This window comes from Soonwooa sp. (assembly GCF_032062245.1).
In the GTDB taxonomy this organism is placed as follows: Bacteria; Bacteroidota; Bacteroidia; order Flavobacteriales; family Weeksellaceae; genus Soonwooa.
This window is the reverse complement of record NZ_DAMBQF010000012.1, coordinates 49531-62226: the sequence shown is the minus strand read 5'-3', so window position 1 is coordinate 62226 and position 12696 is coordinate 49531. Positions and strand designations below refer to the sequence as shown.

Below are 12696 nucleotides of genomic sequence, written 5' to 3'. Positions count from 1 at the left end.
ACAATATACGAAATTTTCGTATTATGAGTAACCTTTTTTATAATGCACTACGGGTATAAGATTTATTAATTGTTTATTTTGTGTCGGTTACTTTTCAATGCAGAATCTAAAAAACCGTTTATTAATGATCGTTAAAAATGTTGAATTATAAAAAAGCGGTACACTATTATCTAAATTTAAGTTTCTATCTAACCTTTTAAAAAAAATCCGATAATAAAATTTAGTCGGCACATTAATGATCATAAAAAACGATTACAACCTATTCAAAAATTCATTACATTTAAAAAAATTTAAAGCATACCTTAATCATTAATTTTACGCCTTATGGATCTCAAGTCGAATGAACCTTTCTGGATGATAAAAAACGGTATCATCAATTCCTATCCCTCTCTACATGAGAACAAAGAATGTGAAATATTGGTCATAGGTGGCGGAATTACGGGAAGTCTGATAGCCCATCAATGCATATCGGATGGCAAAAATACCATCCTGATTGACAAGCGCGAAATCGCCAACGGAAGTTCGTCCGCAACTACATCCATGTTGCAGTATGAGATTGATGTTCCCTTGTTCAAATTATCAGAAATGATTGGTAAAGCAGGAGCCGAATTATGTTATAAAGCCTGCTCCGATGCCATTGATCAACTTGAAAAAATCTGCATTCAAATAAAATCAAAAGCAGGTTTTCGAAAGAAGCAATCTCTGTATTTTGCCTCGTTTAAAAAAGACATTTCTTGGTTACAAAAAGAATATGAAGCCAGAAAAGAAGCAGGTTTTGGTGTTAAATGGTTGGAAGAGAAGGAAATTGAAACCAAGTTTAAAATTCCAACTTCCCATGGCGGAATCCTTTCAGAGCAGGGAGCCAGCGTAGATGCTTTTCAGTTGGTGCACGAACTTTTAGCATTCAACGTTAGAAAAGGCCTACAAGTGTTCGATAAAACCGAAATGAAATCTGTGAAATATCATAAAGGAAAAAATATCGTTACCCTTAGTTCTGGCGCGACAATCATTGCAAATAAAATTGTGTACTGCGTTGGTTATGAAAGTACAAGTCTAATCAAGGAAAAGTTTGTGGATTTGCTGAGCACTTTTGCCATCGTTTCTGAAGTGGATGAAAAACTAACGAATGCGTACAAAGATGTACTCCTCTGGAACACCGACGAACCTTACCTCTATATGCGCACAACCGACGATCATCGAATGTTAATTGGCGGTGAAGACGAGGAATTTTATAAACCTGAATTAAGAGACTCTTTAATCACCAAGAAGTCAAAAATTCTGACTAAAAAATTTGAGCGTAATTTCCCTTCTTTCGAGTTTAGGGAAGATTTTTCTTGGGCAGGAACTTTTGGTTCAACCAAGGATGGTTTGCCCTATATTGGGGAACACCAAGATTTTAAAAACTCCTATTTCGTACTCGGATTTGGTGGCAACGGCATCACATTTTCAGTTACAGGTATGGAAATGCTTTCGTACTGGTTGCAAAAGAAAAAGCACCCTTTAGATAAATATTTTTCATTCGGTAGATAGGTGGTTTTAGAATGTGATTTTGAATGTAAAAGTAAAATAATAACCTATTTGCAGAATAGATATAATTAGATAAAACTAGCATATTACAATAAAAATAACTATATATGCAAATGGAGATATTGTTTTTTTCCTAAAATGATAATGAAAGTTTACAACCAATGCTCGGACGAGCCTATTAGAATTCCAGGAAAAATTCAAAACTTTAGTTTCTTAATCGGTCTTGATGAGCAATTTCATGTACAGTTTTACAGCCAAAATATTCTAGATTTATTTCAAGTAGATACGATTCCACTAGGTTCGCCTATTGAAACTTTTAATTCTATTATTTCGTTTTTAGCAAATTCTGAGGTTTATAAAAAGTTTGTTGCTAAAGATGCTGCAGTTAATTCTCAGTTAAGTATTATTGACATTTTAGGATCAAAATACTATCTTACCATAAAATCCCATGCATCTTACGCTATTCTAGAATTGGAAAAATGCTACAATGTAGATTACTCTAATGAGTTAGAATACATCGATTTTGAAGGCTATTCTCAATTGAAGGAAGAATCTCTTGTATGGAATAAACTTGCTATAAATATTAGCGAATACATCAATTACGATCGCGTAATGATTTATAAATTCTTGGAAGATGGCTCTGGTAAGGTAGTTGCTGAAAGTGTAAAAAATAACATGGAAGGTTTTCTCAATCTTCATTATCCCGAAGATGATATTCCGAAACAAGCAAGAGCACTGTATTTAACAAAAACGAGAAGAATTTTCAGTGATATTGATGCACAGCCTGTTCCCGTGATTTCCAGCGTCGAAGATTTAGACCTAAGTTTTGCCGATGCACGTGCAATGTCGCCTATTCATGGGCAATATTTAAGAAATGCTGGGGTAAGATCTAGTTTTTCGACCTCAATTATTGTCAATGGAAAGTTGTGGGGCTTGGTAACTTGTCAAAATACGTTGCCACAACACATTGATCTTCGCAATAGGATAAAAGCAGAGATTGTTACCAAATGGGCAGCGAAAGTTTACAGCAATATTTCGTCTGCAGAAATGGTGGATTTTAGTGTCGAGATTGATCAAAAAATCTCCAAACTCAAAAAAAGTTTATCCAATGCACCTGTACTTACAGATGGTATCATTCAAAATCTGAATAACTTCTCTAATTACGCCGACGCAGATGGAATTGCTTTTGTAATTGATACTGAAGTATTTTCTAGCGGGAACACGCCGCCCAACGCTTTAGTTTTAAAAATTATAGAGCATTACAAAGCGTATTTAGAGGATAACGATAAAGTAATTTATGATGAGAGTTTTGCAAAAAATCACCCTGAGATTATGGGTGATGATACGTCCTTCGCAGGTTTAGCAATTGCAGAAATTAACAGAGAAACTCAAAAATATATTATTTGGTTTAGAAAAGAATTTAAAGAAACTATACATTGGGCAGGAAATCCTGAAAAACAGTACGAGAAAATTCTGAAAAACGGTCAGGAAGAATTAGAAGTTTCGCCTCGAAAATCATTCAAAATATTTATTGAAGAAAGCAAAGGGAAATCCAGAATTTGGAGCGAAAAATACCGAAAAACCATTACCAAACTTCTCACATTAATTTTTGAAATATCGTACGACCATTATACGAAAATAAAACAATTAAACGACGATCTTTTGGCAGTTAACGAAGAATTAGACAGTTTTTCATATACCATTTCTCACGATTTAGGAACGCCTTTAACTGTCATGAAACTTAACCTCCAAATGCTGGAAAGAAAGTTATTAGATGGTAATACAGAAGCCAATTCTAAAAAACTAAAGAATGTTCTTGATCAAATTCATAATATGGAAACTTTGATGCGGGATGTCCTCAATTTAAGCCGAGCAAAATCGGTAGAATTAGGATTACAAAAAATCTACATGCAATCTTTGATTGAAAGGATAGTTGAAGAATCGCAAATTGTGTACGGAAATCCCAATACGAAAGTTGAAATAGGCCGTTGTATCGATATTACAGCCGATCAAACTTTGGCGTATCAAGTTTTTCTTAACATCATAAACAATGCTATTAAATATTCGTCTAAAGAAGAATTTCCCGTTGTTACAATAGATTCCAAGGATATTGGTGATTATGTTGTGTACTCTGTTTCTGATAATGGTATCGGAATTCCCGAAAAAGATAAGAGCCAAATGTTTAAAATTTTTAAAAGAATGGAAAACGCAAAATCTTTCTACGGAAACGGGGTTGGACTGAATATTGTCTATCGAATTATGGAACGTTTGCAAGGGAAACTAAGTTATGAAAACCATCATGATGCTCCAGGAGTAACTTTTACCATACAATTTAAAAAATAAAAATGCTTTCAGATTATCTAAAACAAAATACCAGACATCAACATGATTTGCTGGAAGAAAAATTCAATTCTAAAAAAATCTTTGAAAAAGCATATTCTTTAGACGATTACAAATGCCTTATAGCTCTAAATTATCAATTTTTATTAAATTATGAAATCAAGATTAATGCAGCAATCTCGGACGATTTTAAAAATAAAATCAGACAAAATCTACGTTCAAAACTTCCTTTAATAGAAATAGATGCTGACCTTTTAGGAATTAATTTGCAACAAAATCTTGAAGTAGAAAATATCAACTCCTAAGCCGAAGCCATCGGAATGTTATACGTGATTGATGGCGCATCTTTAGGCGGAAATGTTATCAAAAAAAATCTTGAAAAAAATCCAAATTTTGAAGGTATAGATTTTCATTATTTCGGAATGTACAACCAAGCTATTTCCGAATTTTGGAAAGAATTTATCCTTGCTTTAAACACATATTTCCACGAAGAAAATTATCCAGAAGTTTTAAAAGGTGCAGAAAGAGCATATGCAGAACTAATTAATTACGAAATTTAAAGTTCATAAATTCCTTCTTCCGTAAAAAAGTAAAAACTGGATTTTTCGGGATGATTTCTGGTATCTAAACCCGTAAAAGAACTAAATGCTGGTAAAATTAACTGAGAATTGGTAACAACAAAACTTGGAAATTTAACATATCTTCCTACGGGTGTTTTCATTTGAATTCCAGGGTGAATGTGGCCAGAGATAGTAAATTTTTCTTTCGATTCAACTTCTTCATGGGAGAAAATAAAATGAGCTTCGGCATGAAATTCACAAATTTCCGTAACGCCTATTTCATACAATTTATCTTTTGATATTCGGTCGTGATTGCCTTTTACCAAAATAATTTTTAAATCTGGAAACTGGGATTTCCATTCAGAAAATAAATTGAATTCCGAGTTTTTTCCAGCATGAATAAAATCACCGACAATGATCAGTTTCTGAGGTTGAAAATGAAGTGTTAAATCCGACAAACGTTGCAAGTCCTTCTCAATGATTTCGGAGGGTAAAGCGATGCCATTTTTTCTGAAATGAGCCGTTTTTCCTAAATGCAAATCCGATAAAACCAAAGATTTTGCTTCTTTCCAAAACAGCGCACGCTGATTGGTCAAAACAAAAGTGTGTTGCCGTAAGACAATCGTTTTCTCTGCTAAGATCATTTTCGTTTGGTTTTTTTCTTCATATTGGCTTCCTGCATTTTTCTAATTCTTGTGCCCAAATCCTCGCTGGAAAGCGATTGTCGCAAACTGTCCACTTTTATCGGGAAACTTAAGGGCGTAAAGCGATCCGAATTTACGTAAATGATTTTACTTTTAGCAATGCGGTCAAAAGCAGCAGTTAGTCTTTGTTCTTCCAATTGCTGGTTAAAAACTTCGGTGTAGGCTTGTCTCAATAGTAAATTTTGAGGATCATAATCTTCCAAAACCGAAAAAATAATGCCCGATGAAGCCTGCAAAGATTTATTGTTAACTTGTCTTCCAGGCATAGTTTGCACCACCATTCCCGAAATCACGGCAATATCTCTAAATTTTCTGCGAGCCATTTCCGTCGCATTCACGCTGGCAACAACATCTTGCATCAAGTTATCTTTCGATAAAATGTGGTGTAATTCTTCTTCTGTCAATTTAATTTCTTTATCCGAAAAAAGTTCGAAACCATAATCGTTCATCGCCATCGAAAAACTGATAGGATATAATTTTGAAATTCGAAATGCCAGTAATGCCGCCATCACTTCATGCACCAAACGCCCTTCGAAAGGGTAAAAAAACAAATGATAACCTTCTCGTGTTTTGATGCGTTCCACCAAAAATTCATCTTCTTTAGGGATGTGTGAATTTTCATTTTGATTTGCTAAAAGTGGATGTAAAAATTTCAGTTCTTTTTCACGAGAATTTGGAGATAATGATTCTGCCAATTTTTTCCTCAAAAAGAAACTTAAATTGGAGGACAAAGGCAATCTTCCGCCAAGCCAACTGGGGGTAATAGCTTTTCCACTGGAGGATTTTACGTAGACCGTCATATCTTTTAGCATCGTATATTCTAACACGCGTCCTGCTAAAACAAATTTGTCACCTTTATGCAATTTGGAGATAAAATATTCTTCAATCATGCCGATGTAGCCGCCCGACAAAAATTTTACCCTCAACATAGAATCGCTAACTATTGCTCCAATGTTCATACGGTGAAGCATGCCTATTTTACGTTTTTCAACAACTAATTTTCCGTCTTCTTGCTTCACCACTTTGTGAAATTCTTCGTAATTTTTCCCAGTTTTTCCGCCCTGTGTGATGAAGTAAATGCACCATTGCCATTCCTCGTCTGTAATTTCAGAATAAGCATAGGTATTTTTAATAACAGGATAAATTTCGTCTGGATAAAAACCGCCGCCCAAAGCCAAAGTTACCAGAAATTGCACCAAAACATCGTACGCCAATACGAAAGGTTCTCTGCTTTCTATCACCTTATTTTTCACGGCTTCTTTTAAAGCCGAAGCTTCTATCAGTTCCAAGGAATGCGTGGGTACAAAATAGATTTTGGAAGTTTCAAACGGTGAATGTCCGCTTCGTCCTGCTCTTTGCATAAAACGTGCAACGCCTTTGCTGGAACCAATTTGGATGACGGTGTCTACAGGTTTAAAATCGACACCCAAATCCAATGATGAGGTAGAAACCACTGCTTTTAACAAACCAGAACTTAAGTTTTCTTCTACCCACTGACGTAAATTCGCATCGATAGAACTGTGATGCAACGCAATTTGTCCCGCAAAATCAGGATAGGCTTCCAGCAATAACTGGTACCACATTTCGCTTTGACTTCGCGTATTGGTAAAAATTAATGTTGACTTACTTTTTAAAATGATAGGAACGACTTCCTGAACTAATTTTCCGCCCAAATGTCCTGCCCAAGGCAAAATCTCTACTTCTGGAGGATACACTGAAAGAATTTCTATTTTTTTCTGTTCTTTGGCGACAACTTTTGTTCTTTTTTTAGCATCCGGAATTAAAACCTCCAAAGCTTGATCCAAATTTCCGATGGTGGCTGTAATTCCCCAAATTTTTACTTTTGGTTGTTGATATTTCAGAACCGCCAAAGCCAACTCTGTCATCACGCCACGTTTGGTGCTCAACAATTCATGCCATTCGTCTACAACAACAGATTGCAGATTTTTGAAAAATCTTTCGTGGTTTTTCTGAGCCAAAAGCAGATGCAAACTTTCGGGAGTTACCAAAAGTACATCGGGCATATTTTTGGTTTGTCGAGTTTTGTGTTTTGCATCCGTATCGCCGTTGCGAACTTCTACCACCCAATCCAAGCCAATCTCATCAACTGCTTGTTGCATGGCTCTCGCCAAATCTTTTGCAAGGGAACGCAAAGGCGTAATCCAAAGTAATTTTAAACCATTTTTGTATTTCTCGGGATGATTAAAAAAATCAATAATTACAGCTAAAAATAGAGAATAGGTTTTCCCAAAACCCGTTGGTGCAATCACCATTCCAGAATAACCGTTGGAAAAACGTTGCCAAACTTCATTCTGAAAAGAAAAAGCTTTCATACCTTTATCGTTCATCCATTTTTGAACGATTTGGTAACCTTCGGAGTTTTCGAATGTATCGGTCAAACAATTAATTTTTTAATATCTTCAATATCGTCTATTTCATCCACTTTTTTGTCTTTTCGCCAGCGCAAAATTCTTGGAAAACGCAATGCTACACCAGATTTGTGTCTGCTGCTAAAACCAATTCCTTCAAAAGCCAGTTCAAAAACCAATTCAGGTTTTACCGTTCTTACGGGACCGAATTTTTCAACTACATTTTTAGATATAAATTTGCTTACTTCTTGGATTTCTTTATCTGTTAAACCAGAATAGGCTTTGGCGATAGTTACTAATTTACCTTCTTTTTTTACTGCAAAAGTATAATCTGTATAATATCCACTTCGTCGTCCACTACCTTTTTGAGCATAAATCAATACCGCATCCAGCGTTAATGGATCAATTTTCCATTTCCACCAATCGCCTTTTTTGCGACCAGTGTGGTACGGAGAATGGTAATTTTTCAGCATCAAACCTTCGCTGTTGATTTCGCGCGCGTTTTCACGAATGTCAGGAAGTTGATTCCAGTTTTCAAAAACAATTTCTTCGGAAATTTTAATCTTTTCTGAAGGATTCATTTCCAATACTTTTTGAAGTTGAAAACGCCTCTCTTTCATTGAGTGATCTCGAAAATCTTCATTTTCAAATTCTAATAAATCATAAGTAAAAACCACGATTGGAATTTCGTCCAGCATTTTTTTGCTTAAATTTTTGCGATTCAATCTTTTTTGAAGTTCATTGAAATTTAGAACTCGATGGTCTTTAAACGCTAAAATTTCGCCATCAATCACAAAATTCCCTTTCCATTGAAGTAATTCGTCTCTAATTTCAGGAAAATGATCGGTGACCAATTCCTCGCCACGAGACCAAATAAAAACTTCGCCATCTCGTTTAATAAATTGTCCACGAATGCCGTCCCACTTGTATTCTACCAACCAATCTTCGGTAGCGCCCAAATCTTGAAGTTCTTTTTCTAAGGCATACGCCAAACAAAACGGATAAGGTTTGGACAAATTAGTGTCTGTATATTCACCCTTTATCAGACTTTCAAAATCAACTTCTTCGGGTTTCCAATGTCCCATAATGCTGTGTGCAACGGCACTGGGATCCATCTTGTAAAATTTCGCTAAGGTATTAATCAATGCTTTCGAAGAAACCCCAATGCGAAAACTTCCGCCCAATAATTTATTGAAAATAAAACGCTCCACATTATCCAAACTATCCCAAGCGTTAAGCACAAATTCTTTCTTTTCTTCGTCGGTTTTGTCTTTTAAATCAATAATTTTTTGCATCCAATCGGATAAAGAAATTTCGATACTTTTTTTAGGAGGTGGAAGTATTAAAGAAATGGTTTCTCCCAAATCGCCAACGCTAGAATAGCTTTCTACGAAGAGCCATTCGGGAATCTGAGCTACTTCCATTGCCCAAATTTTCATAAAACTAGAATTGATATTTCGTTTAGGTTTTTTGCCTGTAAATAAGGCTAAAAACCACATTTTATCTCTTGAAGACGCCACTTTTAGAAACTCGATAATCGCTTCTTGTTTCAAAGAAGTTTTGTTGGTGCTGTCGAGTGCATTGATTAATGTGGCGAAATCTTTCATTTACTATTTAAAAACAATTACAGTGCTTCATCGATTTCCGTTTTTTCTTCATCATCGCCGTATTCGGTTTTTACCTCTTCGGAGTAGATACCTATTTCATTTAAATATTTAGAAAAAACAGCGGTCTGACCGTGAGTTACGTACACTTTTTGGGCTTCAGTCGCTTTTATTGCTGTTAATAAGCCTTGCCAATCTGCATGATCGCTAATCGCAAAACCTGCATCTGCACTGCGCCATCTTCGAGCACCACGAATTTGCATCCAACCCGAACAAATAGCGTACGCCATATTCGGTATTTTCTTCATCGCTGGATTGTCGACCAATGCGGGCGGTAACAGAATAATTTTTCCATCCAAATGCTTTTTATCGTCACTCAAATCAATGGTGTTGTAATCTGGAAGTTTTACTCCCACACTTTCATACGCTTCATTTAGTTTCGCGATAGAATAATGAACATTCAGCTCACCCAAACCTTCCAAAGCTTTCATAATTCGCTGCGATTTTCCCAATGAATAACCGATGAATACGGAGGTTTTACCATTTTTACGATTTTGCTCTACCCAATTTTTCATTTGATTTTCTTGCTCTTCAACAGAAAGCCAATTGTAAATGGGAAGTCCGAAAGTACTTTCAGTAACAAATTCATTGCATTTTACCGCTTCAAAAGGCGTGGAAAGTCCATCATTTTGAATTTTATAATCGCCAGAAATTACGGAGACATAGCCTTTGTATTCCATCCTAATTTGTGCAGAACCAATAATATGTCCTGCCGGATGCAGAGAAACTTTTACGCCGTTAATGTTTATCACTTCACCATAGGCTACACTTTTACATTCTATATTTCGACCAATTCGTGAATACAAAATAGGTTTTGTAAAATGATGACACAGATATTTTTTCATGCCACTTCGTGCATGATCAGCGTGACCATGCGTGATGACTGCTAAATCCACAGGTCGCCAAGGATCGATATAAAATTTCCCTGGAACACAATAGATGCCTTTGGATGTGAATTTTAGCAGTTTCAACCTAATCGAGTTTTTTTGAATTGTTTTTCAAATGTTTGGCAACAAAATATCCCGCTGCAATTGCTAAACCTGTTCCAATAATTTTTTTGGTGGTCTTGGACGGCATTGGTAGCGCTGTTTCTCCGTAAACTCGGTGCGGATTATTGGATGGCTCTAAGATGTTACCTTCCTCATCTTTGCCTTTTTTAACCTTCATCATTAATCTCATTACACCAGTTGCCAAATTGGTAAATGTTTCTGGAAAAGCGCCATGAGCAAGCTTTAGCATAAATGAAGTAGCATCTGGGAAGGTGTCGTTTTTAGGTTTTTCTACTAATTTGTAAATTACTTTTGCGGTATCTCGAGGATCAGCAGCAAATGGAGGAATTTTAAAATCTAAACCCGAAAATTTTGCAGAATGCATATTCCCAGTGGATTGTTGCACTTGCGGATAAATATTACAAATATGAATTTCTGGATACACGCTGTATTCGCTCTGCAAACCACTCATCATGCCTTTAATTCCTGTTTTTGTCGCTGAATATACCGAGCTAAACGGCGCAGGCATATAACCACCAATGGAAACATTATTAATTAAAACGCCTTGCTTTTGTTCTTTAAAAACGGGCAAAACATAATAAGCGCCATGCATATAGCCCATTAAATTGGTTTTGATAACTTGCTCATTAATGTCCATTGGGATTTCCTCGAATTTTCCGCTTGCCATAACACCTGCATTGTTCACCCAAACATCGATTCTACCAAATTCTTTCAATGCAAATTCTACCAAATCTTTCACCTCATTGGCATTCGAAACATCAGTAGTTTTGTATACGGCTTTTCCACCTAAAGCATTACATTCGGCAACCGCTTTCTCCAAACCTTCTTTTCCTCTTGCTGCTAATACAACTTGGTAGCCATTTTCTGCAAACAATTGCGCCGTTGCCAATCCAACACCACTTGAGGCACCTGTAATAACCGCTGTTTTTGTAACTAAACTTGTAATTGTGTCTATAGAATCCATAATGTTATATTTTTTCGTTGTTATGATTGCGAGTTTCGATGGAACGCTCGTAAACTTTTTTTCTAATTTGCTGAATTTTCCCAACGGGTTGCAACTCTTTTTTACTATCAAAAGGATTGAATGAGAGCTGTTCTAATTCCAAATTTGTTTCCTCTAAAACTTTTTCAAATTCAATAATACCAAAGTCTAAAAAATCGGTTTTTCGCCAATCTTTGGTTAAATTATTAATCGGTTGATATTTCTCGTCGTAAGCAATTTGATATAAAATTTTATACTTCAAATCATTTTTTGAAATGTAAGATTTCACATCTTCCAAAATTGAAATTCCTGTTGAAAATTCTGGGTCGAATTGTAGCGGAATGGCTTTTATTTTAATGATTTTGTTACCTAAACGATATGCACCAACAGAATAATAACTTCTTGCTAGAATGAAATACTTGAAACTTTCAATCCAATTTCTAATGGCAGAAACGAAAGACCAATTCATTGTTTCGAAGGCCATTGGTGCACCAGAAATTAAAATTTTAAATGCCTGAAATGGTTTTGTAACAATGGAACCCGCAAAAAATCGGTTAATTGCCATAAAAACTTTCAAAAAACCACTGACAGATTTTGTCATAAATAACGGAAAATTCACCAGTGGATAATTTGCAATCGTGGAAGAGCCATCATCAATTTTTAAAGCAAAACCAAACAAAGGAAGTTGTCGATCGGACTTTGAAATTTTCAAATTGGCGTGTGATAATCGCACCAGAGCATTGTACTCATTTTCAGGAAAAAATTCTTTTAGATTTTCATCTTTTGAGGGAATAAATCGTCCTTTCAAATAAGAATACGATTTTGCGTGTGCATCTCTGGTAGAATATTTTACCTTGCTTATTTTTCCAGATTTATTTACAAATTTCGAAACTGTGGTCAAAGTTTGTTCCAACAAATCATTTTCACGAGGTGTTAATGAATCAAATTTTGGATGATATGCTATTGGAAACTTCATTAAATCTTAAGCTCGCCTTCTATCCCTCCGTCTTCAATTGGACTTCCCGTAACGGCAGCAAAAAGCATTTTCGACATGGCAATAAATTTATTGTCTTTGGTTTCGTAATAATAGCCATCATTAGGCGAAACTTTTATTACACTGATATTGGGGTCATCTTTACCATCGAACCAAGCATTAGCAAAATTGGACCAATATTTTTCGATTAAGCTTTTGTCTTGCGAAGCACTGGCTTTTCCTTTAATAAAGATGTATTCGTATTTAGAATTATTCATAAAATACAATTCTACATTAGGATTGGCTTCAATTTCATCATTTTTTAGTGAGCGAACGTCGCTCAAAAACCATAAATTGCCTGCCTCATCAACTTCTTGTAGAGCCATGGGTCTGCTGGTGGTATTGCCGCCAATATTGGTGGTAAAAAAGCAAGTTCCAGCGGTCTCGGCGATCGATTTTATTTTCTCAATTGCTTGATTTCCGTTTAAATTTTCGTGAGGTGATTGTGCATTTCCCATAATTTTGTGACTTTATATTTTATTAATTGGTATTTCGGAAGTGTGCGGA

General features: G+C 35.6%; 11 protein-coding genes. 4 read left to right on the top strand and 7 right to left on the bottom strand.

All coding sequences use genetic code 11. The features are described 5' to 3' along the window. Positions 1-324 precede the first annotated feature (324 nt). The 4 genes from RT037_RS08050 (at position 325) to RT037_RS08035 (ending at position 4427) form a co-directional block, all read left to right on the top strand. Positions 325-1530 (top strand): FAD-binding oxidoreductase, encoded by a 1206-nt coding sequence (locus tag RT037_RS08050; RefSeq protein ID WP_313029778.1) that lies wholly within the window; start codon positions 325-327, stop codon positions 1528-1530. A 141-nt stretch (positions 1531-1671) separates the two neighbouring features. After that, positions 1672-3870 (top strand): ATP-binding protein, encoded by a 2199-nt coding sequence (locus RT037_RS08045; protein ID WP_313029777.1) that lies wholly within the window; start codon positions 1672-1674, stop codon positions 3868-3870. Positions 3871-3872: 2 nt separating this feature from the next. After that, the gene (locus RT037_RS08040; protein ID WP_313029776.1) at positions 3873-4172 is read left to right on the top strand and encodes a hypothetical protein; all 300 of its coding nucleotides are present in this window, start codon (positions 3873-3875) and stop codon (positions 4170-4172) included. Between the two features lie 15 nt (positions 4173-4187). Then, positions 4188-4427, top strand: a complete 240-nt coding sequence (locus tag RT037_RS08035) for a hypothetical protein (RefSeq protein WP_313029775.1) — start codon at positions 4188-4190, stop codon at positions 4425-4427. Here RT037_RS08035 and pdeM read toward each other — a convergent pair. The 7 genes from pdeM to RT037_RS08000 are packed head-to-tail and all read right to left on the bottom strand — an operon-like array spanning position 4424 to position 12647. Next, positions 4424-5071 carry a ligase-associated DNA damage response endonuclease PdeM gene (gene pdeM, locus RT037_RS08030; RefSeq protein WP_312323228.1) on the bottom strand — a complete coding sequence of 216 codons (648 nt, stop codon included), beginning with the start codon at positions 5069-5071 and terminating at the stop codon, positions 4424-4426. The genes RT037_RS08035 and pdeM overlap by 4 nt on opposite strands. Beyond that, positions 5068-7530, bottom strand: coding sequence for a ligase-associated DNA damage response DEXH box helicase (locus tag RT037_RS08025; protein WP_313029774.1), 2463 nt, complete (start codon positions 7528-7530; stop codon positions 5068-5070). Before RT037_RS08025 ends, pdeM begins: the two co-directional genes overlap by 4 nt. Beyond that, complete coding sequence (locus RT037_RS08020) at positions 7527-9107, bottom strand: ATP-dependent DNA ligase (protein ID WP_313029773.1); 1581 nt, start codon at positions 9105-9107, stop codon at positions 7527-7529. The genes RT037_RS08025 and RT037_RS08020 overlap by 4 nt, the downstream gene beginning before the upstream one ends. A gap of 17 nt (positions 9108-9124) precedes the next feature. After that, positions 9125-10135 (bottom strand): ligase-associated DNA damage response exonuclease, encoded by a 1011-nt coding sequence (locus RT037_RS08015; protein ID WP_313029772.1) that lies wholly within the window; start codon positions 10133-10135, stop codon positions 9125-9127. Position 10136: 1 nt separating this feature from the next. Beyond that, positions 10137-11138, bottom strand: coding sequence for an SDR family NAD(P)-dependent oxidoreductase (locus tag RT037_RS08010; protein WP_313029771.1), 1002 nt, complete (start codon positions 11136-11138; stop codon positions 10137-10139). 4 nt (positions 11139-11142) lie between these two features. Next, positions 11143-12132 (bottom strand): catalase, encoded by a 990-nt coding sequence (locus RT037_RS08005; RefSeq protein WP_313029770.1) that lies wholly within the window; start codon positions 12130-12132, stop codon positions 11143-11145. Beyond that, on the bottom strand, positions 12132-12647 hold the full coding sequence (locus tag RT037_RS08000) for a pyridoxamine 5'-phosphate oxidase family protein (protein WP_312323537.1): 516 nt from the start codon (positions 12645-12647) through the stop codon (positions 12132-12134). Before RT037_RS08000 ends, RT037_RS08005 begins: the two co-directional genes overlap by 1 nt. Positions 12648-12696 lie beyond the last annotated feature (49 nt).